Here is a 25,422-nt window from a genome sequence, read left to right as displayed (position 1 = left end):
TTTTTGCTTCTTCGATCAGGGCGTGGGGCTACTCGCAGCGAGGTGCTCCAGAAGGCGGGCGGCCGGTTCGTCGTTCGGGTCCTGGGGGGCGAGTTCGCCGCGGAAGGCTTTGGCGAGGGTGGCGGGTGTGAGGCGGTCGATGAGCTTGCGGGCCTCGGCGAGGCCGGATTCGATGCGGTCTGCGAAGGCGAAGAGCGCTTCGACGCGGTGGACGATTTCTTGTTGTTCGGCGAGGGAGGGTAAGGCGAAAGTAAAGCTCTTGAGTTGTCCGAGATTGATTCGGGGGCGGGTGGCACCGTGAACGTTCTCAGCAAGGAGGTGAAAGGTTGAGCGACATGCGAGGCGCAACATCAGGAACTTGGGGAGGCAGCGTTGCTGATCGGCGCGAATGCAGTAGCAATCCGATTTATTGATGGCATTGCCTGACCATGAGTCGGGTAGGACGGCGACCCGAGTTTCTTCGGAGATGAAGGAGGAAAAAAGTACGTCGTCACTCTTCAGGGTGTGCCGCGTCAGAGTCTTGTATTTCGCCGGTGAAATGAAGGCTTCCTTGTCAGCGTGGAAGTTCATCCAGCCGATGTTCTCAAGCCTTGCAACGCGAATGCCGGACGAGGTGTAGTCGACGGTCTTCAGGTGGGACCCGAAAGGACCGTCGAAGATCTGTTGAGCGATATCTTGGACTTGGGTGTCGTGCCAGTCGTCGCCCACCGCCTCCTCCACCCTCCACTCCTCGGTGAGTTTGCCGGAGGTGGCGGCGGCGAGGACGGATTGGCGGAAGCGTTTGAGGAGGGCGGGTAGGCGGTCGAGGCGGGCGCGGCAGGCGTCCACCCGGCCCAGCAGCACCTCCAGCTTGTCCGCGATGCGTTTCTGTTCGGCGAGGGGAGGAACCGGGAGGCTGTAGTTCAGAAACGATTTTCGCGTGAAATGCTTGATGGTGGTGCCGCTGAAGAAGTCTTCGAGTACGCGGTTGGCAGCGTCCAAGCGGAGGCGGTAGGCGATCCATTCAGGAATCACGGAACCATTTGAGCGGAAGCGAAGCAGTGCCTTTTGGTAAACGAGCTGGCTGTCGCCTCCTCTCCAGACAGAAGCCCGACCTGGTTCTCCACCCTCGCAAACAAAGACGTCTCCATCCCGAACCGAGAATTTATCCCTCTCTTGCTCCGCGATTCTGACCTCTTTGAGGTCTGATAGGTCGATGGAAAACCATCTCACATTGATGTTTCTAAGGTAGAAGCACGGCTCTCCCTTGTTCTTGGATCGGTCGAGCATCTTGCCCAACTGCACTTCGCCGAGGTGAGCGATGACCTCGGTGGTCCAGTTGGCCGGTAGATAGCCCTCGCTCATGCCATTGCCTCCTCCTCAATCTCCTCCCCAAGCTCCGTGAGGATGCCGCGGAGGTCATCCATGATGCCGTCGAGTTCCTCCATGGCGGTGGTGGCGAGAGCGGCGGGTTCGGGGAGGGACTCGCTGGAGTCGGCGGTCTCGTCCTTGAGCCAGGAGATGTCGAGCGAGTCGTCGCGCTTGGCGATGTCCTCGCGGGTGAAGCGGCGGAAGCGGCCGGTTTCGCCGGTGTCCTTGCGCTTTTTCAGTGCGGCGGCTTTTGCCTGCGGGTCCTTGCCGTAGGCCTTCTCAAAGTCCGAAAAATGCTCGCGGGTGAGGGCGGTGCGTTTGCCGAAGGCGGGCATGTTGGCGCGGAGGTCGTAGATCCAGACTTCCTTGGTGTTGCCTTTTTCCGTCCGGCCGCGGGTGAAGAAGAGGACGTTGGTTTTCACGCCGTGAGCGTAGAAGATGCCGGTGGGCAGGCGCAGGATGGTGTGGAGGTTGCACTTGTCCATGAGGTCGCGGCGGATCTCCTTGCCGACATTTCCCTCGAAGAGAACGTTGTCGGGCAGAACGACGGCGGCGCGACCGCCGGGGGCGAGCGAGCGGTAGATGTGCTGGAGGAAGCAGAACTGCTTGTTGCTGGTGGGGTAGGTGAAGTCGGTGCGGGTGGGCAGGCCGCCGCCTTTCTTGGTGCCGAAGGGGGGATTGGTGAGGATGAGGGTGGCCTGGGGCAGCGTGGTGCCGTCCTCGGAGAGGGTGTCGCCGTAGCTGATGCCCTGCTCGATGCCGTGGAGCATCATGTTCATGAGCGCGAGGCGGTGGGCATCCTGGACGTGCTCCATGCCGAAGAAGGTTTCGTTGCGGTATTTCCGCTGCTGCTTCTCGGTGAGCGAGTCGATGTCGTGGTGCTCGCGCAGGTAGTGGTTGGCGGAGATGAGGAAACCGCAGGTGCCGGCGGCGGGGTCCTGGATGACGTCGTCGAGCGTGGGCTTCATCACCGCGACCATGGACTCGATGAGCGGGCGGGTGGTGAAGTACTGGCCGGCCCCGGATTTCTTCTCGCTGGCGTTCTTTTCGAGCAGGCCCTCGTAGAGGTCGCCGAGTCCCTCCTGGCGGGCGGAATACCAGTCGAGCTTGTCGATCTCGCTGACGAGGGTGGAGAGGGTGGCGGGCTTCTTGATGAAGGAGGCGGCATTGGCGAAGATCTCCTTCACCAGCCGCGAGCCGTGGGAGCCGAGGTGGATGAGGGTCTTCTTGTAGGCTTCGAGCCGCTCGGGGGCGGCGAGGGCTTCGAGGTCGGTCCAGCGGTGGCCCTCGGGGATCTGGTCCTCGGTGCCGGTTTCCTCGGCCATCTTGAGGAAGAGGAGGTAGGTGAGTTCGGTGACGTACTGGTGGTAGGTCACGCCGTCGTCCTTGAGGACGTTGCAGAGGTTCCAGAGCTTCTGGACGATGTCGTGGGTGGACATGGGTGGAGTAGATGCTGAAAGGCTGAAAAGCTGAGATGCTGAAATGGAGAGTGGGTGAGGTGTGGGGGCGTTGGGGAGAGTGAAATGGAAAAAGAAGAAAGTGGAAGGTGTCTGGGGGTGGAGTGAGCGTGGTGACGGAGGGTCCGCGAGAATCCATTCTCGGGTAGGACAGCGATGGGGTCAGGTGACGAAGAATTGTGGGGTCGGTCGGGTGTGCATAGAAAATCGGGAAATCTATGCACGTTGAAGGCAATGAGTTCAGTTTGAGGGCATTTCTATGCGCTTTGCGTGGGCATCACTGGGCTTGGTTCCAGACGGTGTCGTTGAAATCGTCGAGGATGGTTTCGAGTTCGCCGCCGAAGATCTTGTTGAGACGGCGGAAGCCGCCGCCTTCGGCCTTGAAGATGAGGATGGGGTCGTCGAGGGCCTCGCGATCGACGATGTTGTTGGCCTTGGTCTGGGCGGCGAGTTTCTTGAGCCACTCGCGCTGGGGAGTGGTCCAGGATCGGGAGGCGAGGATGGTCTGGAGGGCGTGATCGACGCGTTCCTTGAAGGGGACGAGGGGATCGCCGAGGGCGGCCTGACGAATGTAGCCGATGATGCGGGCGGCGATCTCTTGGTTGGTCGTCTGCTTCCACGCGGCTGCGAGGGTGGTCTCGGAGAAGCCGGCGCGGTCGAGTTCGAGAACGAGTTGCTTGAGCTGCTTGCGCGTGAGGTCCCGGGGGCGGGTGAGAACGGCCTGGAGGGCGGGGAGCTCGTTGGAGTTGGATTGGATGAACTCCTTGAAGGCATCGAGGAAGTCCTCGGGCTTCTGGCCCTCCGGGAAACCGTGGGACACGCCATCCAACTTGTCTTCGTGATCGGAGACGAAGATGGGGGCGCGGGGGCGGTCACCGGTGCGGTCGAGAATTTCCCCAAGGCCCGGATGTCGGGTGAACCAGCCGACGATCTGGTCGAGTGGCATCGAGCGGAGTGCGGTCGCGAAATCATCGGGCGTCATCCCGGCGCAGGTCTCGAAGTCAGCCCTGGCCTTCTCCGAAAGGGTCCGTTTCTTACGCTGGAGCTTGGCGACAAACTGGTCGCGGACGAGGCCGAGCGCCTCGGGTGTGGGAGCGGTGCTGGTTTCCTCCGCGAGCTGGGTGAAGGAGATCGATGGGTCGACGACCACGGGTTTCATTGAGGTGACCGCCTGGAGCGAGTCGTAGAGGCGGACGGCGTCGAAGATGCGGAAGGTTTCCTTGCCGACCTCGTCGCAGCGACGGGTCGCCCGGCCGAGCATCTGGTCGTAGAGGATGCGGCTGTTGATGCGGCGGAGGAAGACGAGGTTGCAGATCGCGGGAACGTCGATGCCGGTGGTGAGGAGATCGACTGTGACGGCGACGTTGGGAAGCTGCTCGTTCTTGTAGCGCCGGATCAGTCTGAGTGGCTGGTCGGCATTGCCCGTGATCTTGATGACGGCGTCGTCGTCCACCGAGTCGTATTGCTTGCGGAACGCCTTCTTCAGCAGATCGACCACGAGGTCGGCGTGGGCGTCATTGGCGCAGAAGATGAGGGTCTTTTGCGGCGAGGCGGGGTCGAGTTCGGTGGCGAGGTAGTCGCAGACGACCTGGTTGAAGGACTTCGTGATGACTTTGCGGTTGAAGTCCTTCACGTCGAAGGCAAGCGCGTCGGGGGCGTTGTGGAGATCGACGGTGTCAGTCTGGGGGTTGTAGACCGAGACCTTGTCGCCCTTCTTCCACTTGATGCCCTTCTTGCTGAGTTCGGTGGTGATCTTGATGGGCGGGTCGTGATCGATCAGGTAGCCGTCGATGACCGCCTCGCGATACGAGTAGGTGAAGACGGGTGGGCCGAAGATTTCGGAGGTGTGGAGGGCGGGGGTGGCGGTGAGGCCGATCTTGGTGGCGTCGAACCAGTCGAGGACGCGACGGTATTTCGAGATGTAGTCGTCGTAGCTGCGGAAGGTAAGTTCCGTTTCCGAGAGTTCGCGGTCGAGCAGGTAGCCGCGGTGGCATTCATCGACGATGATGCAGTCGTATTCGTCCACCGGGGGAGGCGAAGAATCCTCGCCCGGGTAGAGCACGCGCTGGACCATGCCCTGGATGGTAGCGATGTGGACGGCGGTATCGGAGTCGGGGCTCTGGTCCTCAAGCTCCTTGATGCCGAAGATCTCGGCGAAAGTGTTGAGGTTCTCCATTCGCGTGTCCTTGAAGGCATTGGCGGCCTGTTCGCCGAGGGCGGCGCGATCGACGAGGAAGAGGATGCGGCGGAAGCGCTTGGTCTTGAGGAGGCGGTAGATCAGGGCGATGGCGGTTTTGGTCTTGCCGGTGCCGGTGGCCATCGCGAGCAGGATTTCCCGCTGCATGGCGGCGATGGCACCCTCGGTGAGGAGGACGGCCCGGATCTGGTAGTCGCGGAGGGTGAAGCCGTAGTTGAAAGGCTCGGACGAAAGCTGCTGGTGGGCGGCCTTGGAGTCCTGCTTGAGCAGGGCGACCAGTCCTTCCGGGGAGGGCCAGCCCTGGAGTGGGTGGCTGAGATTGTCGGGCCGCCGGAGGTCGCAGAACCAGATGCCGCTGTGGGTTTCGAGTTGGCGGAGGAAGGGGCGGCCGTTGGTCGAGAAGGCGAAGGGCAGGCGGAACTCGCCATCGGAACCCCAGTTGCTCTCGTGGAGTTCGGTTTCGTCCGAAGGCTGGAAGCCGCGGCTGTAGCGCTTGGACTGCTGGAGGGCGGAGGAGACGTTGAGGTTGCGGCGCTTGGCCTCGACAGGACCGAGCGGCAGGAGTCCGGCGAAGAGGATGTAGTCGGCCGGGCCGCTTTCGGTGGGCCACTCGGCGATGGCGAGGAACCTGCCTTTCTCAGGGCGTGCTCCCTTTGAGTAACGCAGGTTTTCCGAGTCGGCGGTCCAGCCGGCGGCCATGAGCTGGGCGTCGATGAGCTGGCGGGTGGCGGCTTCGTCGAGTTCGACATGCTCGGCGGCCTGACTGGCGGCTCGCGAGATCCGGGCGGTCTCGGCGGGGGGCTTTTCAGCGTTCGAGGCTTGCTGGGCGGAGAGGCGAGCCTGGAGCTGCTGGTTCTTGGCTTCGATCTCGGAGGCGAGTTCTTCCCAGAAAGCGCGCTCGTCTCGAGCCTTGTCGCGTTGTGCGGCGATCTCGTCGAGTTGCCGGGATTGGATCTCCTGCGCCTTTTCTTGGGAGGCGAGTTCCTCCCGTGCTTTGGCGAGGGCTTCCCGCAATTCCTCGCTCTGGTCGGCCGGAGGCGTGGGAGGGATGAAGGCACCGGACTTGAAGCCGGGATCACGGAAGGTGCGGTGGAACCAGACGGCGAGCTGCCAGGTGATCCGGAGAGTCGCAAGGGCGGTTCGGTGGTCGCCTGCGAGGGAGTGGTTCGCCGCATTGCCCGAGCGCCGGACTTCACCGAAGAGCTGGTGGATCTCGTAGGGGAGGATGCCGCGGTCCCGGAGGCGGGAAAGGAGGTCGTATTGGCTTTCCTCAGGGTCGGAGTAGAGGCCGGCGTAGGAAGCGACGGTCTGGGCGAGGATTTCCGCCAGTTGGCGGAGCTTGAGGAGAGAGGTGTTCGGGTCTTCGGGAAAATACCGCTCAGCGAGCACTCCGATGCGGAGAAGCTGCTCGTCGTGCTCTGCCAGGCAGGCGAAGTTGCTCTGAAGTCGTGGCATGCGGTGCGAGGCCGGGTGGCCGGAAATATCTACAAACCAATCCCCTCCGGACCTAACACCACCCTGAAGAGGCCTAAAGAGCAGTTCAAGCCCGCAGTCAGCCAGCCGGGACTTGTCACTTGAGCAAGTCAGCCAGATCGACTCGCAAGGCTCGGGCGATCCGAAGCAGGCTGTAGAGGGTCGGACTCGTCTGGAGGGACTCGATGTGGCGGAGGCCGGTTCGGCTGATTCCGGCCATTTCCGCAAGGCGTTGCTGGGAGATTCCCCGCTCGGTCCGCGCTCGGGTGAGTGCCTTGCAAACCATCTCGACTGTCTTTCGCTCCTTGTCGGGCTTCACCCCTGACCATTTATGGTCTTGAGGTAGACTGGCTGTATGGCCATGAATGGCCATAGTGATTGCCAAATGTCTTTCCCCTCCGCGATGGATGGTAATGGCTGCAATCGCGATCGTGTTCGCGGGAGCCGTAGGGGCGGAGCCGCAGTCAGGTGAGGCCGAGCGGTCGGCGGCGGAGGCGCGGAAGGATTGGTGGTTGGAAAAGGAGCGGAGTAATTTGGAAGGCCGGATGAGGCAGGGAGTTCCATGGGTGGAGCGCCGTGCTTGGAATCGTCGTGCGAGTGAGGCGAACCGTGTTGGAGGATTCAAGGAGGGGGACGCGGGTTACATCGCACTGCTGCCGGTGGATCCCAACGCCACCGCGGGAGCTGGTCGCGAAGTGGCGGTGGGTGAGGAGAGGCATGCGGAGGCTGAGGCCGAGCCGGCGAAGATTGATGATGTTGTGGCGGGACAAGTGGAGCCTGAGCGGGTTGAGGCCCCAGGATCAGGTAGGGAGCTGGTAGCGGCCAATGCAGCCGCTCGCTGGCAAATGCTATGGGGGAGCCTCGCTTCGGTCGGTTGTGCCCTATTGGGGTTTGGCCTGTCGACGCAGGGAGGGCTTGGTCGCAGGGCTCTCGGGTTGACCTTATTGGTCTTAGTCATTCTTGGAGCGATGGGCACTGTCGGTATGACGGGGGCCGCAGACGGCATCTTGGCCGTCGTGGGCCTCGGATTCTCAGGTGCCGTGGGTTCCCGAGCTAGAAATGCCGGGTACCCTCTATGGTTGGCGGGTGTTACCGGCATTCCTCTTTTGTCGCTTCCGCTGACCTTGCTGCTTCTCTTTTCCAGAAGTGGCCGAATTAGCTCTGGCCAGCCGCAATCAGAGCCCGAGTCCTCAGAGGTTGATTCAAGGGAATCCGATGAACCAATGGCAGAGGAAGCAGGGGGAGGACCCGAGCCAATAACACGAACCGAGACAACGATGAAGCTGGAAGACTACGCCATTACGATACCGGAAGCCGACGAAATCGAAGGAGGCTACGCCGTCATGAACCATGGAACTCAATACTCCATCGAGCTTCACAACGAATCTTCGAGGCGATGCGACGCCGAGGTGGAGATCGACGGGCGCTCCGTCGGGACATGGAGGGTCGATCCGCACGATTCGATTCGCCTCGAAAGACCTTCGGGTGACACCGGGCGCTTCACCTTTTTCTGCAAAGGCAGCGAAGAAGCCCTCATGGCCGATCTTCATGACAATGAGGCGCTTGGCCTGATCAGTGTGGAGTTCAGACCGGAGAAAAGAGACGACGGGTTGCGGGCCTCGCCGCTGAGCGATGGTCGTTTGGAGGGTGGGGGAACAGGATTGACCGGCGAAAGCAATCAGCGGTTCACCAAGATCGCTGCCCTCGACTACGACCATGAAAGTGTCCGGACAATCCATCTCCGATTGGTCGCCAGGAAGCCCGAAGTGCGACCTCTTCATCCAAGATCCACCCCGGTGCCTCCGCCGGTCTAGTGGATGCTGGGGGGGTGGAAGGCTGACTGGCAGGATGCTATCATCATGCCATGAAGAAGCGGGCAGCAATCGAGGAGTTCCTGCGCCGGATTGCCTCTCATCCGCAGCGGCATCTTCTCAAGCTCTTGGCGGCGGGGCAGACCTTTGTGTGGACGGCCAAGCTTACCAGGATCTCACGGACGACGATTTGGCGCTGGTGCCGCGACGATGAGGAGTTTGCCCAATTGGTGGCCGAGGCCCGTGCACTGGGTGCCGAGCATCGGGCCTACGTTCTTTGGGCGAACCACCCCTTCCGGGGATGCAGACCACCGAGCCGGCATTCAGGTTCAGGTCTTCGCCCGAAGCCTCGTTTCAAATACGGTGTATTCCCAAGGTGAGCCCCAAGACCGCTGATAGCCTCCAAAGCGAATGGCTTCGTACGCGCGCGCGCGCCCCGCGCGGGGTGAGTGTTTCACGATCGGCAAAAAGCATCGACTGGCCGAGTTTGCTCAGGGAACCTCCCGCGTGTCCGGGAGGTGCTTCCCGTGTAAACGGGGACAAGTTTTGGACGAGTGAATCGAGGGTATTTCCTAGTCCTTTGGGGTTCTATGGAGTTCTTTGATTACACGTGAAGCCATTAAATACCACTCATAATGAGTGGGTTATGACTAAAGCCACCGTGGCGGAATTGGTAGACGCCGCGGACTTAAAATCCGCTGAACCGCAAGGTTCGTGAGGGTTCGAGCCCCTCCGGTGGCACTTTCTTAAAACCAAAGACTTAGGGAGAGTCTGGGTAGGTCGTTGACATCCCACCATCGGCAGTGTCTGACAAATTTCTGAGAAAGGGCGATCGGAAGGCCTTCTAAATGGGCGAAAAAAGGGGGGGGGGCCGCACTGCGTCGTTCGCCATCATTCGGTCTCGGTTCCGGTCTACGCCGGGATCCACGGAGGTAAGGCCCGTTCCACGTCGCGGTCGAGGAGTGCCTCCGCCGGACCAACGGAAGGAAGCTCGGGGTCAGGGTCACGGCAGGGTTCTCAAGGTATCGCGGTCTGCGATGTGAATGAGAGCGGTCGCCGGGATCTGCTCGGCCCGCCTGCCTTTGCGCCAGGCGGCCGGCCTCGAGGTGAGTGCATCTTCGATCAGGTTCGACACCTGACCGGGGGCAAGCGTCAACCGACGTTCATTCGCCTGGTGAGGTCGTTGAAGAAATCGAGCGACCAAAGGTCGGTCTCACGGGGATCCGGCAGGAATACCCGGACTTCCTCCGCAGCCTGCTTGAAGTCGACCTTCTCGAAGCGCTGGAGAAGCAGGCGCCTCAGGGTCTCGCCATCGATGAGTGCGCCATCCCAGTGACCGGATTGGCGCATCCGCGCATCGAGGTGCTTGAGATTGGGCTGAACCTTCCGACTGGCATACCAGACGAGATCATAGAAATCCCGTCCCTTGACCCTCTGCTTCCATCCCCGGCAAAGAACGGCATGCAGCTTGCCCGCGAACAGGCTGCCCAAGTCGTAGACTGTGACCTGGTAGGGGCTTGGCAATAGTTGGGTGCGCACCTCGGTGGTGGCGTGAGGTGGCGGCTGCAAGTCCATCTCCAGCTTGATCCGGAGCGTTTGGTTCTTCGGCAAGCGATCGGCAAGGTCGGCCGGTGCCCCGATATGCAGAAGGTTGAGCTGGGTGTTCCCCTTGAGAAATGCGGACTCGATGCCGGTCGCTTCACCGCTGGATTTGGGCTCGGCCTCGAAGGTGAAGCCCCAGGATTCAAGTTCCGTGGCAACGGCGGGAAGGAAGCGGTCGAGCCGTGAACCGTCGCCTTCGTCAAGCAGCGTGAAATCCAGATCCTCGGAGAATCGGCGCAGCCCATGGAAGATCCGCAGGGCCGTGCCGCCATAAAATGCGGCATGGTCGAAGAATCCTCCCCGCCACAGCCCGAGCAGGGCGATTTCCTGAACGACCTCGCGCGCCGCGTTCTGATAGTCCGTCGGCGTCTTCGGCTGGTAGGCGTCCAGCATGTCCCGGAGGACGGCGTTCATGAGTGGAGGAGGCGGTTCTTCTCGGCAAAGCGCAGGAGCCACCGGACCGATGGCCGGCCATAAGCATCCGCGCACTCGGCGAGCTGCGCACGATCCAGTCCTGAGGGCAGCTCCACGCGCATCCCGTCCCACCAGCGGGCGACGTCCGCCATGGACCGGAATCCCGGCTCGCGCGCGATCCGATCGATCAGCGCCTTGGTCGGACTGGCGATGAGGAACGGCAGGTCGGAATCGGTGACGCGGAGAATGCCGACCGGATAGACGGCCTTGGGGATCGGCTGGTATCCAAAGCGGCCGAAGTCGTTCTCGAACGATGCGGCGCGCTTGATGGTGGCCGAGACGACTTCGGCCACTCCCTCCGGAATCATTCCGTGCCACGAAAGCGCGGTTTCGAAGCTGATGTAGGACGGACCGTAGATGGATCCCGCGAGGCAAAGGGGATCGAGGTTCCGGCGAGTGGCATACAGCCCGCGCCGCAGCGAAATCAATTCGCCGGTCTCGAGCAGACGGGCGATTTTCCCGCGCTGATCTGCCACTCCCGCCAGCACATGGCGCATCGAGCCCGTGCCCAGAATCGGCTCATTGGGGATCTCGATATGCATAATTTTTGCTTGAACGTTGCCAAGATGGCAACTTTCAAGAGAAAATCAAACATTATCCGGTCCGGCGTTGCAAAGCTTAATTGGCCCGTGCGTGCCTTCCAGGGAAACCCGAGTCGGCGACCTCGCAGGCGCTCTCTACCGTCAGCGGATCGGGCGGATTCCGGTCGAAGGCCGTGAAGAGGGAGGCGAGCTCCCCCTCGCGGCCCATGAAGGCGTCGAAGAACCTGCGGCTGGTGAACTTGAGTTGTCTGGATATGGGGAGGTGGCTCGTCACCCAGACAGTCCGACTGCGCATGGCGTAGACCTCCATCCGACGAGGTAGCGCGAAAAATCTGTTCGATTACCCATTCCTTCGTAACTCGGTTCCCGGCATCCAGTAGGTAGAAATCTCGCTGCGCCCATCGGACTGTGCGATGGAGTGCAGGTCGTGAGCGATAGTCTTGTTCGGGAAGGAGCACCGCGTGTATTCGTTCGTGCAATTTCCATCGCATCTAGCAAAAGTGACCGAGTAACGTCTGAATTTCTTGTCCATGCGCCCTATGGCTGACCCCCTTGCCGAGAGGCAATTCCAGTTCGATGTCTGAAGAAGAGCAGCTTGCCGAGGGTATCTACGAGACCCTTGTCGACGAGGAGCTCGGAGCTTTGCTCGCCTCCCGGCCCGAGATGGCGGCGACCCTGGAGAAGCTTGACGATGAGTCCGCTCCCCACACCTACAGCCAGTTCGTCTGGCACTTGTTGCATCGAGCGCTCAGGGGCCTGAAGAAGGAACGCAGGCTCGCGCTCGTCAACCGGCTGATCGAGCTCCTCTCTGCCCAGGACGGACTGGAATACCTCGAACGCCGGAAGCTGCTGGAGCAGCCGAAACAACTCCTTCGCGAGATCCGTGCCAGCGCGCTCGTCCCACCGAGTCCGATCCCCTCGACACCCATGAGCGTGAGCAGTCTGCTGACGGGCGCCGGGGAGGACCCGGCGTTGGAACATGAGCTGCGGGCGGAGATGTCGACGGCGGACCGGGTGGACATCCTCGTTTCGTTTATCAAATGGTCGGGCCTGCGGCTCCTCCGTCCCGCATTCGAGACCTTGGCCGAGCGAGGGGTGCCGGTGCGAATCATCACCACCTCCTACATGGGGGCGTCGGATCCGGAGGCGCTTGAGTTTCTCGCCCGGCTTCCTGGCGTCACCATCCGGGTCTCCTACGACACCGAGCGCACCCGGCTCCACGCCAAGGCCTATCATTTCATCCGCAAGACCGGCCTTTCGACCGCCTACATCGGCTCGGCCAACATGTCCCGGGCCGCGATGACCAGCGGGCTCGAGTGGACGGTCAAGGTGACCGCGCAGGACATGCCGCACATCCTCGACCGCTTCGGTGCCGAGTTCGAGACGTATTGGTCCCGGGAGGAGTTCGAGATCTACGACAAGGAGCAGGCCGACCGCTTCCGCAGGGCGATCCAAGTCGGTCGAAGCAGAGATGCATCGGAGGGTCCGCGCTTCTTCGTCGAAGTCACCCCGCATGCCTTCCAAGAGCGGATTCTCGAGAATCTCGCCGCCGTCCGTGAAACCGGTTCCTTTCGCAACCTGGTTGTCGCCGCGACCGGCACGGGGAAAACGGTGGTCGCCGCCTTCGACTACGCCCGCCAACGCAAGGCGTCGACCCCGTCCAGCCGCCTGCTGTTCATCGCCCACCGGAAGGAAATCCTGCAGCAGGCTCTCGATTGCTTCCGACTGGTGCTTCGGGATCCGAATTTCGGTGAACTGATGGTCGACGGCGCCGTTCCGCTGGAATGGAACCACGTCTTCGCCTCGATCCAGAGCTGGAACAATCGCAGGCCGTGGGAGGACCTTGGTACCCAGCACTTCGACCACGTGATTGTCGATGAGGCCCACCACGGCACGGCCGGCAGCTACCGCCCCGTTTTCGACCACCTCGAACCCCGGATCCTGCTTGGCCTCACGGCGACACCGGAGCGGATGGATGGCTCGCGGATCGTGGACGACTTCGACGGCCGATTCGCCGCCGAGATCCGGCTGCCCGAGGCCTTGGAGGAGAAGCTGCTGTGCCCGTTCCACTACTTCGGCGTCACCGATCCCGTCGCGGTCTCCGAGGAGCGCTTCTGGGTGAACGGCAAGTACGACACCGCCGCCCTGACGGAGGTCTACACCGGCGACGACATCCGCGCGCTCAACCGGGTGGACCGGATCATCGAGCGCCTGCACCACTACCAACCCGACTTGTCCAACGTCCGCGGCGTGGGATTCTGCGCGAGCGTCAAGCACGCCAAGTTCATGGCGGCCAAGTTCAACCAGCGGGGGCTCGTCTCAGCGGTCGTGGTCGGGGAGACGTCCCAGGACGAGCGTCGGCAACGAATCGCGGACTTCCGGTCCGGCAAGCTGCCCTTTCTGTTCACCGTCGATGTGCTCAGCGAAGGCCTCGACGTCCCCGAGATCAACTTGGTGATGTTCCTGCGTCCGACGGAGAGCCTGACGGTTTTCCTGCAGCAGCTCGGCCGGGGGCTCCGCAACGCGCCCGAGAAGGACTGTCTGACCGTGTTGGATTTCGTCGGCCAGACGCACCGGAAGTACCGGGTCGACCGGAAGTTTGCCGCCTTGCTGCCGTCGACCCGCCGGCGGATCGACATGGAGATCGAGGCCGATTTTCCCAACCTACCGGCCGGCTGCAGCATCCAGCTCGAGCGGGTCGCCCGCGAGCATGTGCTGCGAAACATCCGCGAGGGACTCGGCAATCTCCAGGCGTTCATTCCGGAGGCGATCCGCACCTTCGAACGTGAGGCAGGGCTCCCTCTGAGCTTCGGGAACTTCGTCGACGCCACCGGGCTCTCGGCGCTGGATGTCCTTGGCAAGAGAACGTGGTCGGAATGGAAGGCTCTGGCGGGAGTCGGGGATCCGGTAGAGGATCCGGACCTGACCGCCGTTCGCCAGGCACTCCGCCGCGTGAGCTTCCGCACCGATCCCGAGGTCCTGAATAGCCTGGCCAGGGTCGCCGATGGCGAGACGCCCTATGCCGGGGAGGATCGAGGCCAGGCCATGCTTCACTACCTTCTGTGGGGAAAACAGGGGGCCAAAGTCGGGGTCGCTAGCTACGAGGAATCCTTCGCCAAATTCCAAAGCAACCGACAGTCCATCCACGACCTGACCGAAGTTGTCGATTGGCGGCGGAAAATCCACGATTTTCCCCTCGGTGCCACCGACCCGACGACGAGAGGTCTGATCCGCCTCCACGGCGCTTATGGGTCAGGGGAAATTAAAGCCGCCTTCGGACTCGCAGACCTCCAGCGGGCAGGCATGACTGGCACCGGCGTGCTGTGCGACAAGGCGACGAAGACCTACCTCCATCTGGTCACATTTCGAAAGGAAGAGGCCGACTTCGCTCCCACGACCCGCTACCGGGACTACCCGATCAGCCGCAGCTTGCTCCACTGGGAAAGCCAGAGCGGCACCTCCCAGGAAAGTCCCACCGGCCAGAACTACATCAACTTCAAAGCGGAGGGCTACCGCATCCTGTTCTTCGCTCGCCTCAACAAACGTGAACAGGGAGAAACCGCCCCGTTCGTATTTCTCGGTGCCGCCCGGGAGCTGAGATCCTATCAAGGAAACCGCCCCATCGAAATGGTCTGGGAACTCGAACATCCCATGCCGGCGGCCTTGTTCGAAGAAGCTCGGACGGCGTAGGTGCTTGTGTTTTGGGCAGTGCTGCGCCGCCGTTTGGTGGGCGTTTTGGCTGTGTGAGGGCCGCAAACCAAGCGCCCCGGGCCGACCGTGCATCGTCTGATCCTTGCCCATGTCCGGGAGAGGCAGGCCCGAGATGGTCAACACTGAAGTGGCCCCGGCTCCGCTCGGTCTCGGTGACCAGCTGCGATAGGGGCGCCGCCTGGGGGTTCGAGTCCCTCCGGTGGCATGGGTTGGCCCAAGACTTTGACGGGCCTGGCCGTTGTCTCCTCGAGATGAGAATGCCGAGATTTGAAGATGTGGACGAGCATCCCCGGAACGGGGTGGCCTCGATGGTGGACGTTGCGTTCCTGATGCTGGTGTTTTTCCTGGTCGCCACGACCATCGTGCCGACGGAAAGGGATCTGATGATGAAGGCTCCGACTCACCGGGGTGATGTCGAAGCCCCAACCCTGCCGATTCACCTGGAGATCGAGGACGACGGCAGCATCTGGTGGGGTGAGGAGAGCGGACGACTGCCGGTGGCCAGCGATGACCGGCGGCTTCCGGAATTGCTCGCCCTGCTGGAGCCGGCGGTCGAGGCGGTGCGGGCGGGTGGCGAGGAACCGCCGGTGGTGTTGAAGGTTGCGGACGGGGCGAAGCAGCAGGATTTCATCAATGTGATGGATGCCCTTGCCTCGGTCGAGATGACCCGGATCTGGCTGACGGACTTCGAGTGATCCCCGGCGGTCAGGGCACCCGGATCGGCTCGAGCTTTTCGGTGGTGAAGCGCACGGCCACCTTGTACTGGCCGGCTTGCATCGAGGTGCCGAGCAGGATCGATCCGCCGCCCTCCATCCGCCAGAGGTGCGAGGCGAGGAAAACGTCGTCCCGCAGCTCGGAGCGGGGCGGGTACTTGCCCGCCTGCAACGGCTTGCCGTGGAGCTGGCTCAGCACCTTGATGAGCTCGGACCAATTGTCCTTGAGCCTCGATTCGTAGGAGTCGCCGCCGAGAGGCTGGGTCTGGAGGCTGATCTCATCGAGCGCGCCGCTTGCGGACCAATCGAAATAGAGTTCGCAATGGAGTCCGCCGATCTGCTGGCGGGTGCGGAAGGTGCCGTTCAGGCCGAGGCGGCCGAAGAAGGTTTCGTCGATGGTGGACTCGACCAGTTGGCTGGCCTTGAGCTTGGCCTCGACCTCCTTGCGGGTGTCGCCGAAGCACAGCGTGTCGAAGACGGCGGCGGGATCGCCATCGGGCTCCGGGGCGTCGGGCAGGTCGCGCCTGGCGAGCCAGTTGCGGTCGTTTTCATGCAGCCGCTCGAGCGGCAGGGAAAAGACCCGGCCATCCTCCTTGCGGATCGTGACCTCGTGGGTGTCGTGGGAGACGTATTCGCCACGGAACGAGGCCGAGGCATCGGTGTTCCTCCAGACCCGGGGTTCGGCCCGGGCCAGGGTCGCGCCAACGACCAGCAGCAGCAGGGAAAGGCGGATCATGTTCGAGGGCAACGTCGCGGGGTCGGATCCTTCTTGGGTGAAATGTCGGATCGCCATCCAAAAAAATCCCGGCAGCGCAGGGCGGTGCCGGGATGAAAGGGGTGAGGGCCTCGGGCCTTACCACTTCTGGGTCCGGGAGTGGCGGAAGTAGGTCTCGAAACCGAGTTCCGGCGGGAATTCCGAGAGGCCGTCGTGGGGATTCATCTCGATGCGGTGATCGGTGCCGCTCCGTTCGTAGGGAGGCTTGAAGGTTCCGCGGTAGGTCGGGCAGGTGAAGGTGAAGAGCTCATACCAGCCGTAGCCGAAGCGGCGCAGCGCGCGGTTGGTGCCGTCGACGACGCCGTAGGAGAAGCCGGCCTTGCGACCGTAGCGCTCGTTCTTGCGGACGATCTGCTCGGGGATCTCGACCAGGCCGTAGAGGATGTTGCTGATGGCCCGGCCCAGCTTGCGGGTGGAGGTGTACTGGCTGCCGGGAGGAGCCTGGATGTCGGCGGAGGCGATGCCGCCGAGTGAGAGGAATACGGTTGCGAGAACGAGGAGTCTTTTCATGACGCTTGAAGGGAGTTTTCCCATTCACCCGCCGCTTGGCAACGGGAAAGTTTGGCACGGGTGAAACTCGAACTGGTGGGAAGCGGGAGGTGGCCGTGCCTTCCAGGCCTCACCTCACGAACGTCGATCAGGGCCCCGGGCCTGGAAGGCCCGGCCACGGCCCGCCGCATGCCGGTCAAGCCAGCTCGCTCCGCCCGCCACTTTCAGTGAAACTCGCTGTCGGGTTTGCCACCTTTGCGGTGAACGGGTGGGGGCAGGGGGAAGGTGGCGGCTCGGCCCCGGGATTCGGGCGCTTTCCGGCTCAGAGCGAGACGCCGGTGGCATTGAGCACCCCCGGAATGACGCGCACCGCCTCCATCACCTCGGGCGAGAGGGGGGCATCGACCTCGATCACGCTGAGGGCATTGCCGGCGGATTTGTTGCGGGCGAGGGAGAGGTTGGCGATGTTCTGCCCGGCTTCGCCGAGGACCGTGCCGAGGGCCCCGACGATGCCGGGGCGGTCGTCGTTGCGAACGATCAGGAAGTGGCCCTTGATGTTGGTGTCGACGAAAAGCCGGTCGATTTCGACGATGCGCGGTGTCTTGCCGATGATGGTCCCGGCGAGGCGGAATTTCCGGCCGTCCTTGCTCAGCTCGGCGACCAGCAGCTCGTGGTATTCGGTGCGGGCGTTGATGGTGGACTCGATCAGGTCGAGGCCCATCTCGGCGGCGACGGCGGGGGCGTTGACGATGTTGACCTGGCCGTCCGCGCGGGCGGACTCGAGCAGGGCGGTGAGGGCGGTGCGGGCGACCAGTGCGGTGTCCTTTTTCGCCAGCGGGCCGTGGTAGGAAATCCGCAGTGAGTCGGGGTTCTCCGGTCCAAGCTTGGCGAGCATGCGGCCGAGGGCGGCCCCGAGGTCGAGGAACGGACCGACCTCGCTGAGCGTGGCGGCGTCGAGCGATGGCATGTTGATCGCGTTGCGGATCTCGCCGGTGCTGAAGAAGTCGCGGATCTGCTCGGCGACCTGGATGCCGACGTTTTCCTGGGCCTCGTGGGTGGAGGCGCCCAGGTGCGGGGTGAAGGCGACATGCTTGCCGAAGGCGAAGAGCGGGTGATCGGCGGGCGGCGGCTCCTCCTCGAAGACATCGAGCGCGCAGCCGGCGATGTGACCGGAATCGATCGCCTCCTTGAGCGCGGCCTCGTCAATCAGGCCGCCGCGGGCGCAGTTGACGACGATCGCGCCCGGGTTCATCAGGGCGAGGCGGTCGGCGTTGAGCAGGTGGCGGGTGTCGTCGGTCATCGGCACGTGCAGCGTGACCACGTCAGCGCCGCGCAGGGCGTCGTCGGGCGATTCGGCCAGCTCGACCTTGAGTTCGTCGGCCCGGTTCTGGGTGAGGAAGGGGTCGTAGGCGACGACCTTCATGCTGAAGCTCTGGGCCCGCTTGGCGAATTCGCTGCCGATGCGGCCCATGCCGATCACGGCGAGGCGCTTGCCGTAGAGTTCGATGCCGGCGTAGGCCTTGCGCGCGGTCTTGAAGTCGCCCTTGAGCACCTCGGCGTGGGCCGGAGCGATGTTGCGGGCGCAGGAGAGCATCAGGGTGAAGGCGTGCTCGGCGGTGGAAATCGTGTTGCCGGTGGGCGTGTTCATCACGATCACGCCGTGGGCGCTGGCGGCATCGCGGTCGATGTTGTCGACGCCCACTCCGGCGCGGCCGACCGCTTGCAGCTTCTTGGCGGCGGCGAAGACTTCGGCGGTCACCTTGGTTTGCGAGCGGACCACCAGGCCATCGTAGTCGCCGATGATTTCCAGCAGTGCCTCCGGGGCCAGGCCGGTGTTGACGTCCACCGAAATGTCCGGGTGGGCGGTGAGGGCGTCGACGCCCTTGTCCGAGATGGGGTCCGAAACGAGTACGCGAAAGCTTGCCATGTCGGCGCGGGGCATAGGGATCCCGGACGCCGCTTGCAAGTCCGGCGAGTTTTCATCCGGTCGGCCGATGGGTCCGGAGCCGGGCGCAGGACGCCCCTGGCCGACGGTTGCGCGGTCCGAAGCGTGATCGGGTTTCTTTGGGCGTCGGAGCGCCGGATCTCGACTCGGAGGCGCTCCCGGTGCGACCAGGGGCGGGATTTGCCAGTAATGCTGTATTTACATTCGATCGCAGATGGCCATACGCAAGGGAAAAGAGAAGGCTTTGGAGGATCGACTTGGGAAAGGCGTGCTTCTTGACGCTCGGGCCGCTGGAGCAGCATGATCCGCGGCATGTCAGACGAACGACGGCCTTTCTCCTCGCCCATGCTTGATGGTCCCGACCGTGCGCCCTCGCGGGGCATGCTCTATGCGGTGGGTTTCAAGAAGGAGGACTTCAACAAACCGCAGATCGGGATCGCCTCGACGTGGTCGGAGGTGACGCCCTGCAACATCCACATCGACCGCCTGGCCAAGGAGTCGGCGAAGGGGGCGGACGCCGCCGGGGGCAAGTCGACGATTTTCAACACCATCACCATTTCCGACGGCATCTCGATGGGGACCGAGGGGATGAAATACTCGCTGGTTTCCCGCGAGGTCATCGCCGACTCGATCGAGACGGTCGTCGGCTGCGAGGGCATGGACGGCTACGTGGCGATCGGCGGTTGCGACAAGAACATGCCGGGATGCCTGATCGCGATGGCGCGGATGAACCGTCCGGCGGTCTTCGTGTACGGCGGCACGATTCTGCCGGGCTGCGCGACGATCAAGGGCGAGGAGAGGGAGCTCGATATTGTTTCCATCTTCGAGGCGGTCGGGAAGCATGCGTCGGGCGAGTACAACGACGAGGATCTGGAGGCGGTGGAGTCCTGCGCGATTCCCGGCGAGGGGTCCTGTGGCGGGATGTACACGGCCAACACCATGGCGAGCGCGATCGAGGCGCTCGGGATGAGCCTGCCGAACAGCTCGGCGCAGGCGGCGGTGTCCGACGACAAGAAGCGTGATTGCTTTGATGCCGGGGTGGCGGTGCTGAATCTGATCGACAAGGGGATCAAGCCTCGCGACATCATGACCCGCGAGGCATTCGAGAACGCGATCACCGTGGTGATCGCACTGGGGGGATCGACCAATGCGGTGCTGCACCTGCTGGCCATGGCGCATGCGGCCGAAGTCGAGCTGAGCATCGATGACTTCACCCGCATCGGGAAAAGGGTGCCGGTGCTGGCCGACCTGAAGCCGTCCGGGAAATACGTGATGGCCGAACTGGTGCGGATCGGCGGCACCGTGCCGCTGATGCGGCGCCTGCTGGAGGCGGGCCTGCTGCATGGCGACTGCATGACGGTGACCGGCAAGACCATGGCCGAGAACCTGGCCAACTCGCCCCTCGAGTATCCGGAAGATCAGCAGGTCATCCGGCCGTTCGACAATCCGATCAAGAAGGACAGCCACCTGCGCATCCTCTACGGCAACCTCGCGCCCGGCGGCGCGGTGGCGAAGATCACCGGCAAGGAAGGCGAAGCCTTCACCGGGCCGGCGCGGGTCTTCGACTCGGAGGACGAGGCGATGAAGACGATTCTCGACGGCGGGATCCACGACGGCGACGTGATCGTGATCCGCCGCGAGGGACCGAAGGGTGGCCCCGGCATGCGCGAGATGCTCGGGCCGACCAGCGCGATCATGGGTCGCGGTCTGGGCCAGAAGGTGGCGCTGATCACCGACGGACGCTTTTCCGGCGGAAGCCACGGCTTCGTGGTTGGCCACGTGACGCCCGAGGCGCACGACGGCGGCCCGATCGGGCTGTTGGTCGAGGGCGACATGATCACCATCGATGCGGTCAACAACCAGCTCTCGGTGGATCTCGATGACGACGCCCTGCAGGCCCGGCGTGACAACTGGACCCGGCCCGAGCCGCGCTACACCCGCGGGGTGCTGGCGAAGTATGCGAAACTGGTGACCAGTGCGAGTGAGGGCGCGGTGACGGACAAGAACTTGTGAGGGGTGACGCACGGCGGTTGCCGTGGGGTGCGCGGCTTGCCGCGGGAAGTCTCAGGGTCTTTGCCTTCGTCTTCCTGCTTTGGCTCATGATCGCCGGACTGGGGCTGGCGGTGTTGTGCTTGCAGGGTGCGACCATCGCCGGGCCCGTTTCCGTCGGCCTTCGATCATGGGGCATCTCTCTTGGTGTGCTGGCGTGCCTTGCCTTTCTCTTTGCCCTGGTTCGGGGGCCGACACTGCTTGCCGGCGGCATCCTGGATGCGCACCGGGGCCTGGATGTTCGGGGAAGGAACTGGGGCCGGGAATTGCTCTGGGATGTGCTGGCCTTTGGGGCGACGACCGCCGCATCCTATTTCACGATTCAATTCCTGTTCGTACTCGCCATCACGCTGTTCACGGGAGCGGAGCCTGCCCGCATGACGCTGCTGGCGCTCAACTTCCTGTGTGCGGGTGGCGGCTGGATCCTCCTGCCACGGATTTCGAAGTGGCAGGACTGTTGGAATACCCGGACAAGTGATCCCGAGGAGCTCGGGGATAAAGGCTGACTGCGTTGCTTCCCGAGCCTGGCGGTGCAGGGGTTTCGCGGGGTTTCGCTGAGGTGAGACACCGTTTCGCTCGACTCTCCCCAAGGGGGGTGCCCCAACCTTAGCCTGTTGTGACCTCCGGCAGGGGTGGCGGCTCAGGCGGATCCGCCGGAGTCCAGAGCAGGCCGAGCATCCACCCAAGCAGTCCGATGCAGGCACCGATGGTCACGCCCAGCGCGGCAAAAGCAGCCACCGCCAACACTTGCGCGGAAACGGGGATGTCGGGATCCGCAATCCCGGCGGCGAGCATGCCGATGAGGGCTCCAAGCAGGTGGGCGGAGACGATGCCCAGGGGGTCGTCGAAGTGATAGCGGTCGAAGGCCCACGAGAGGAGGGAGGAGGTGGCTCCCGCCACCAGACCAAGCAGCGAGGACTGGAGACCGGTGAGGACGTCCGCGGGGGCGGCGATGGCGGCCAGGCCGGCGATGGCCGCGACGAGCAGCGTCACTCCCCGCGGGCGGATGGAGAGGGGAATGGACACGAGGGCTGCGGTCAGGATCGAGCCACCGAGGCAGAGGAAAGTGTTGTGCAGGACGCTGGCGACCACGGGGGTGTCGATCGCAAGGACGGAACCTGCCTGCATGCCGACCGGCAGCAGGAGGAAGACGACCGCGCCGATCACGAAGAGCGTCAGCGACCGGGCACCAAAGCGGGCCCGCTGCGGATCCCGGCGGACCGGGATACCCGCCGTGGTCGAGTCGACCTGCCACGGTGCCATGGGCGGACAAATCCGGGCGAGGGCGACCATGGCGAGGCCGACGCCTCCCGCGAGCAGATGGACATTTCCGGCTCCGCCGAAATCGACCGCCCCCATGACGGACAGCCAGCCGCCGCCCCAGAGCCAGGCGGTGGCGAGTGGGAATCCGAACGCACCCGTGGCCACCGCCGCCAGCACCACCATCGGCGTCCGGTAGCGCCCGGCCATCAGGCCGACGACGAATACCCCGCTGCTGATCGCGAAGGCGGCCTGATAGAAAAAGTCGGTCCACATCGTGAAGGCGAGGCCGTAATCAAACGGGTCCGAGTGCAGGGAGTCCTCGACGAGCAGCGGTCCACCGATCGAGGAAGGAAGGAAGCCGCCTGCCGCGTGGTCCATCGGATACGAGGTGTTGAACCCAAACAGCCAGTTGCCGAGAAGGATGGCACCACCGCTGCCGAGGACCGCCAGCGGCGCGAATCGACCGGATCGGCGCCGGGCGATGGCGGCGATGATCAGGCCGTAGCCGGAAAGTCCGAGGATCATCATCACCCCGCTGCTTGCCACGAAGCCGTTGCTGCGGCTGAAGAAGGCCTTGGTTTCCTCGCCGACAGGGGAGCCGTCGAAAGTGAATGCGTCCTGGTATTCGGCGGGTTGACCGGCTCCCGGCGCGGCGGCAAGGGCCTCGCTCCAACCGTAGTCGCCGGCGGGGGCATCGACCGGTGAATCGAAGGCGAGTCGGGCGAACAGCAGGAAGAGCACGATGAAGCCGATCGAGGCGAAGCCCAGGAGGATCCATTGAACGAGTCGAGCGGCTTTCACGGGGGTGAGCTAGCACCCCGGGAGTGAGATGGCAATGGGGGCGAGGGGTGGAGGGAGGTGGCTGTGTGGCGCAAAGCTCTGCTTTGCGAGTGGATCCCCATGGCTCTGCCGTGGGGTGAGTTGGGCCGATAGGCGGCGAAGCGGGAGCTTCACCGATCTCTCGCAAGGCTCAGCCTTGCGCCACCTCGGGCAGGATCCGGATGAGGGTGGGATGACGGTCGAGGAGGTCGCGGGCGGTGCTGCGGACGGCGTCGGGGGTGAGCGCGCGGTAGATCTCGGTGCAGTCACGGTGATGGGTGACCGGGAGACCGAAGAGCAGGTCGATGGCGGCGTGGCGTGCGACCGAGCCGGGCGATTGCATTTCGATGGCGGTCGCGGAGAGGACGGTGGCGCGAACGCGGTCGAAGGCATCGGCGGGAATGCCGTCACTGGCGAGGGCGGCGATCTGCGAACGCAGTTCTTCCTCGGCGAGTTCGACCTGGCCGGGATCGGTGGCCATGTAGAAGGCGAACAGCCCGGTGTCGTGGCCGTGGAACTGGGTGGCGCCGACTTGATAGGCGAGTCCCAGTTGTTCGCGGATGCGCATGAAGAGCGGCCCGGCCATGTCGGTGCACCATTCCTGGAGGAACCGCAGGGCGTGGCGTGAATTGTCGAGCGCGGCGGCTCCGGGGTAGCCGAGGGCGAGCACGGCCTGCTTCTTGGGTAGGTGTCCGACGTGTTCGGCGGCCTCGAGGACCGTCGAAGACGGCGGCTGCCAGGCCTCGCCGCCGGGGAGGGGATCGAGCGCCTTGGCCAGAAGCTCGCGGGCGGCGGTGGGATCAAAATCGCCGGCGAGCGCGACCACCAGGTTGGGCCCGCGGAAATGCAGCGAGTGGTGGGCGGCCAGCGCGAGCCGGTCGAGGGCTTCGAGCGAGGCTTCCTCCCCGAGCGAATGGACGCCGAAGCCGGTGTCTCCGAAGAGATGGCCACGCAGCTGGCGGAAGGCGACGGACAGGGGGTCGGCAAGGGTCTCGCGGAGCTGGGCGAGCTGTGCGGCGCGTTCGCGGTCGATGGCCGCGCTGTCGAGCGCGGGTGCGGCGAGGATTTCGCCGAAAAGCGGGAGCAGGGTGTCGAGGTCCGGCGTGAGTCCCGCGAGCTGGACCAGCAGCGAGTTGTTGCCGGAACTGGCGCCGACCGAGGCACCGCGGGACTCCAGCAGTGTGGAAAGCTCGGCGGCGTCGTGGTGGCGGGTGGCCTGCGGCAGTGTGGCGGCGAGCAGGCGGTTGAGGCCGGCGGTGGCGGTGGTCTCGGAGGCGGCCCCGGCGCGGATGGCGGCCTGAACCGCGATCACCGGAACGCGGGGATCCGGAAGCAGGGCAACCGTGGTGCCGTTGGCGAGCGTGAAGGTTTCCGGTTCGGGATGGCTTTTGCGCGCGGGGCGCATGGCGGTGGGCACCGGCGCATCCTCCGGGTCGAGGACGGTGAGCGTCTCGCGGGACTCGGTGAGCTTCGCCAGGGCCTCGCGGATGGCGGCGGCATTGACGGCCTCAAGTTGATCGACATAGCGGCGGGTGAAGTCGAGGTCGCGGGCCTCGTGCCAATTCGACGCGAGGTCGGTGGCGCGTCCGGAAGCGGTGCTCAGCGCGCGGAACTGGGCGGCCGCCACCTGCCGCTTGGCGCGGGCGAGGTCGTCTTCGAGCGAGGTGCCGGTGTAGGCAACGAGCTCGGAGCGGATGGCCTCGATCAGTGCGTCGCGCTTGGCCGGATCAGCCTCGGCGGTGATGCCGAAAAGCCCCTCGCGCCCGGGGCCGTTCCACGACCACGCGGAGATCTGGAGGGCGAGTTCGCGCTCTTGCCGGAGGTGCCGGTAGAGCGGGGCGGAGCGGCCCTTGCCAAGCATCACGGCGGCAAGATCGAGCGCGGGGGTGTCGGGATGCCCGAGCGGCGGGGTTTTCCACACCAGCGTGATCTTCGAGGCCGGGATGGCGAAGGTGTCGCTACCGTGCCGGGGGCCGAGTTGCTCGGAATCGACGGGGACGACGGGTTCCTTTCCGCCACCGCGATCGAAGCGACCGAAAATCTCCGTGATCCGGCTTTGTAGAGCCGCTTCATCGAAGTTCCCCGAAAGGCAGAGGCAGGCCCGGTCGGGCGAGTAGCGGGACGCGTGGTAACTACGAAGGTCGTCGTACTGGATGGCATCGAAGAGGTGTCGGTGGCCGATCACCGGTTGGCGGCGGGCGTCGTGGACGAATGCGGTCGAGAAGAGGAGTTGGTGGGCGCGGTCGTCGGGGTCGTCGAGGCCCATGTCGATCTCGCGGCGGATCACGTCCTTTTCGCGCTCGAACTCGGATTCCGGCAGGTGCGGCTCGAAGACCATCGCGGCGAGGACGCGGAGGAAATCGTCGAGGCCGGAGTCGGGGCCGTCGATGTAGTAAACGGTCCGGTCGAAGCTGGTGTAGGCATTCCAGTGGCCGCCGGCCGCCTGGACGGTTTCGGCGAGTTCGGTCGGGCCGAATTCGCCGGCGCCCTTGAAGACCATGTGTTCGAGGAAGTGCGAGAGGCCGCTGCCGAGAAGCTGGTCCTCGTGGATGGATCCGGTCTCGATCCAGAGCTGGGCGCTGACGACCGGCGCGGCGTCGTCGGGGTCGAGGATGACCGACAGGCCGTTCGGCAGGGTGGTGAGGGTGGCGGTGGTGGGCGGGAGCACGGGGCGAAGCTGAAGTTCCAAGTGAGAAGTTCCAAGTTCCAAGCGACGGGCAACCTGGGCGAAAGCTTGCGTGAGTAGGCGGGG

18 protein-coding genes and 1 tRNA gene are annotated in these 25,422 nt (G+C 64.0%); 7 read left to right on the top strand and 12 right to left on the bottom strand.

The genetic code is table 11. From position 1 onward, the window contains the following. Positions 1 to 15: 15 nt before the first annotated feature. From ACG2LG_RS13975 to ACG2LG_RS13960, 4 genes are all read right to left on the bottom strand, one after another. Positions 16 to 1,269 (bottom strand): restriction endonuclease subunit S, encoded by a 1,254-nt coding sequence (locus tag ACG2LG_RS13975; protein WP_396259967.1) that lies wholly within the window; start codon positions 1,267 to 1,269, stop codon positions 16 to 18. A 71-nt stretch (positions 1,270 to 1,340) separates the two neighbouring features. Beyond that, a complete protein-coding gene (locus tag ACG2LG_RS13970; protein WP_396259942.1) occupies positions 1,341 to 2,789 on the bottom strand; it encodes an N-6 DNA methylase in 1,449 nt (482 codons plus the stop codon). A 295-nt stretch (positions 2,790 to 3,084) separates the two neighbouring features. Beyond that, entirely contained in the window at positions 3,085 to 6,459 is a 3,375-nt protein-coding gene (hsdR, locus tag ACG2LG_RS13965; protein WP_396259941.1) for a type I restriction-modification system endonuclease, read from the bottom strand. Between the two features lie 115 nt (positions 6,460 to 6,574). Then, positions 6,575 to 6,796, bottom strand: a complete 222-nt coding sequence (locus ACG2LG_RS13960; protein ID WP_396259940.1) for a helix-turn-helix domain-containing protein — start codon at positions 6,794 to 6,796, stop codon at positions 6,575 to 6,577. Between the two features lie 94 nt (positions 6,797 to 6,890). Between ACG2LG_RS13960 and ACG2LG_RS13955 the strand changes: the two genes are divergently transcribed. The 3 genes from ACG2LG_RS13955 to ACG2LG_RS13945 all read left to right on the top strand — a co-directional run bounded on the left by ACG2LG_RS13955 (position 6,891) and on the right by ACG2LG_RS13945 (position 9,029). Beyond that, positions 6,891 to 8,291 carry a hypothetical protein gene (locus ACG2LG_RS13955; RefSeq protein WP_396259938.1) on the top strand — a complete coding sequence of 467 codons (1,401 nt, stop codon included), beginning with the start codon at positions 6,891 to 6,893 and terminating at the stop codon, positions 8,289 to 8,291. 50 nt (positions 8,292 to 8,341) lie between these two features. Continuing rightward, positions 8,342 to 8,668, top strand: a complete 327-nt coding sequence (locus ACG2LG_RS13950; RefSeq protein ID WP_396259936.1) for a hypothetical protein — start codon at positions 8,342 to 8,344, stop codon at positions 8,666 to 8,668. A 275-nt stretch (positions 8,669 to 8,943) separates the two neighbouring features. Then, positions 8,944 to 9,029, top strand: a tRNA-Leu gene (locus tag ACG2LG_RS13945). Between the two features lie 411 nt (positions 9,030 to 9,440). On the opposite strand, the gene ACG2LG_RS13940 is transcribed toward ACG2LG_RS13945, so the two are convergent. From ACG2LG_RS13940 to ACG2LG_RS13930, 3 genes are all read right to left on the bottom strand, one after another. Continuing rightward, positions 9,441 to 10,304, bottom strand: coding sequence for a nucleotidyl transferase AbiEii/AbiGii toxin family protein (locus ACG2LG_RS13940; RefSeq protein ID WP_396259934.1), 864 nt, complete (start codon positions 10,302 to 10,304; stop codon positions 9,441 to 9,443). Next, positions 10,301 to 10,906, bottom strand: a complete 606-nt coding sequence (locus tag ACG2LG_RS13935; protein WP_396259933.1) for a hypothetical protein — start codon at positions 10,904 to 10,906, stop codon at positions 10,301 to 10,303. The genes ACG2LG_RS13940 and ACG2LG_RS13935 overlap by 4 nt, the downstream gene beginning before the upstream one ends. A 76-nt stretch (positions 10,907 to 10,982) precedes the next feature. Then, positions 10,983 to 11,201, bottom strand: a complete 219-nt coding sequence (locus ACG2LG_RS13930) for a hypothetical protein (protein ID WP_396259931.1) — start codon at positions 11,199 to 11,201, stop codon at positions 10,983 to 10,985. Between the two features lie 281 nt (positions 11,202 to 11,482). Between ACG2LG_RS13930 and ACG2LG_RS13925 the strand changes: the two genes are divergently transcribed. Continuing rightward, positions 11,483 to 14,596, top strand: a complete 3,114-nt coding sequence (locus ACG2LG_RS13925; protein WP_396259929.1) for a DUF3427 domain-containing protein — start codon at positions 11,483 to 11,485, stop codon at positions 14,594 to 14,596. Between the two features lie 272 nt (positions 14,597 to 14,868). Beyond that, complete coding sequence (locus tag ACG2LG_RS13920; protein ID WP_396259927.1) at positions 14,869 to 15,312, top strand: ExbD/TolR family protein; 444 nt, start codon at positions 14,869 to 14,871, stop codon at positions 15,310 to 15,312. A 10-nt stretch (positions 15,313 to 15,322) separates the two neighbouring features. Here ACG2LG_RS13920 and ACG2LG_RS13915 read toward each other — a convergent pair whose 3' ends face one another. The 3 genes from ACG2LG_RS13915 to serA form a co-directional block, all read right to left on the bottom strand. Further along, positions 15,323 to 16,066 (bottom strand): hypothetical protein, encoded by a 744-nt coding sequence (locus ACG2LG_RS13915; protein WP_396259926.1) that lies wholly within the window; start codon positions 16,064 to 16,066, stop codon positions 15,323 to 15,325. A 117-nt stretch (positions 16,067 to 16,183) separates the two neighbouring features. Next, on the bottom strand, positions 16,184 to 16,615 hold the full coding sequence (locus tag ACG2LG_RS13910; protein WP_396259924.1) for an exosortase system-associated protein, TIGR04073 family: 432 nt from the start codon (positions 16,613 to 16,615) through the stop codon (positions 16,184 to 16,186). A 301-nt stretch (positions 16,616 to 16,916) separates the two neighbouring features. Continuing rightward, positions 16,917 to 18,521 (bottom strand): phosphoglycerate dehydrogenase, encoded by a 1,605-nt coding sequence (gene serA / locus ACG2LG_RS13905; RefSeq protein WP_396259923.1) that lies wholly within the window; start codon positions 18,519 to 18,521, stop codon positions 16,917 to 16,919. Between the two features lie 330 nt (positions 18,522 to 18,851). On the opposite strand from serA, the gene ilvD reads away from it, so the two are divergent. Beyond that, a complete protein-coding gene (gene ilvD, locus ACG2LG_RS13900) occupies positions 18,852 to 20,552 on the top strand; it encodes a dihydroxy-acid dehydratase (protein WP_396259921.1) in 1,701 nt (566 codons plus the stop codon). An 86-nt stretch (positions 20,553 to 20,638) separates the two neighbouring features. Next, on the top strand, positions 20,639 to 21,094 hold the full coding sequence (locus ACG2LG_RS13895) for a hypothetical protein (RefSeq protein WP_396259920.1): 456 nt from the start codon (positions 20,639 to 20,641) through the stop codon (positions 21,092 to 21,094). Positions 21,095 to 21,194: 100 nt separating this feature from the next. On the opposite strand, the gene ACG2LG_RS13890 is transcribed toward ACG2LG_RS13895, so the two are convergent. Together ACG2LG_RS13890 and ACG2LG_RS13885 are read right to left on the bottom strand one after the other, a co-directional pair. Continuing rightward, positions 21,195 to 22,652 carry a hypothetical protein gene (locus tag ACG2LG_RS13890; RefSeq protein WP_396259918.1) on the bottom strand — a complete coding sequence of 486 codons (1,458 nt, stop codon included), beginning with the start codon at positions 22,650 to 22,652 and terminating at the stop codon, positions 21,195 to 21,197. A gap of 169 nt (positions 22,653 to 22,821) precedes the next feature. After that, the gene (locus ACG2LG_RS13885; RefSeq protein ID WP_396259917.1) at positions 22,822 to 25,338 is read right to left on the bottom strand and encodes a M16 family metallopeptidase; all 2,517 of its coding nucleotides are present in this window, start codon (positions 25,336 to 25,338) and stop codon (positions 22,822 to 22,824) included. Positions 25,339 to 25,422: the final 84 nt, after the last annotated feature.

Origin of the sequence: Haloferula sp. A504, from assembly GCF_044385805.1 — a bacterium.
Lineage (GTDB): Bacteria > Verrucomicrobiota > Verrucomicrobiia > Verrucomicrobiales > Akkermansiaceae > Haloferula.
Note: the sequence above shows the minus strand (reverse complement) of the source record. Positions and strands in the feature narration are given on the sequence as shown.

Excerpts from the sequence above, each read along its gene's own strand:
- serA (WP_396259923.1), bottom strand. The coding sequence starts at position 18,521 with ATGGCAAGCTTTCGCGTACTCGTTTCGGACCCCATCTCGGACAAGGGC.
- ACG2LG_RS13940 (WP_396259934.1), bottom strand. The coding sequence starts at position 10,304 with ATGAACGCCGTCCTCCGGGACATGCTGGACGCCTACCAGCCGAAGACG.
- ACG2LG_RS13935 (WP_396259933.1), bottom strand. The coding sequence starts at position 10,906 with ATGCATATCGAGATCCCCAATGAGCCGATTCTGGGCACGGGCTCGATG.
- hsdR (WP_396259941.1), bottom strand. The coding sequence starts at position 6,459 with ATGCCACGACTTCAGAGCAACTTCGCCTGCCTGGCAGAGCACGACGAG.
- ACG2LG_RS13895 (WP_396259920.1), top strand. The coding sequence starts at position 20,639 with ATGATCGCCGGACTGGGGCTGGCGGTGTTGTGCTTGCAGGGTGCGACC.
- ACG2LG_RS13970 (WP_396259942.1), bottom strand. The coding sequence starts at position 2,789 with ATGTCCACCCACGACATCGTCCAGAAGCTCTGGAACCTCTGCAACGTC.
- ACG2LG_RS13925 (WP_396259929.1), top strand. The coding sequence starts at position 11,483 with ATGTCTGAAGAAGAGCAGCTTGCCGAGGGTATCTACGAGACCCTTGTC.
- ACG2LG_RS13950 (WP_396259936.1), top strand. The coding sequence starts at position 8,342 with ATGAAGAAGCGGGCAGCAATCGAGGAGTTCCTGCGCCGGATTGCCTCT.
- ACG2LG_RS13920 (WP_396259927.1), top strand. The coding sequence starts at position 14,869 with ATGAGAATGCCGAGATTTGAAGATGTGGACGAGCATCCCCGGAACGGG.
- ACG2LG_RS13975 (WP_396259967.1), bottom strand. The coding sequence starts at position 1,269 with ATGCTCGACCGATCCAAGAACAAGGGAGAGCCGTGCTTCTACCTTAGA.
- ACG2LG_RS13910 (WP_396259924.1), bottom strand. The coding sequence starts at position 16,615 with ATGAAAAGACTCCTCGTTCTCGCAACCGTATTCCTCTCACTCGGCGGC.
- ilvD (WP_396259921.1), top strand. The coding sequence starts at position 18,852 with ATGTCAGACGAACGACGGCCTTTCTCCTCGCCCATGCTTGATGGTCCC.
- ACG2LG_RS13955 (WP_396259938.1), top strand. The coding sequence starts at position 6,891 with ATGGCTGCAATCGCGATCGTGTTCGCGGGAGCCGTAGGGGCGGAGCCG.
- ACG2LG_RS13915 (WP_396259926.1), bottom strand. The coding sequence starts at position 16,066 with ATGATCCGCCTTTCCCTGCTGCTGCTGGTCGTTGGCGCGACCCTGGCC.
- ACG2LG_RS13930 (WP_396259931.1), bottom strand. The coding sequence starts at position 11,201 with ATGCGCAGTCGGACTGTCTGGGTGACGAGCCACCTCCCCATATCCAGA.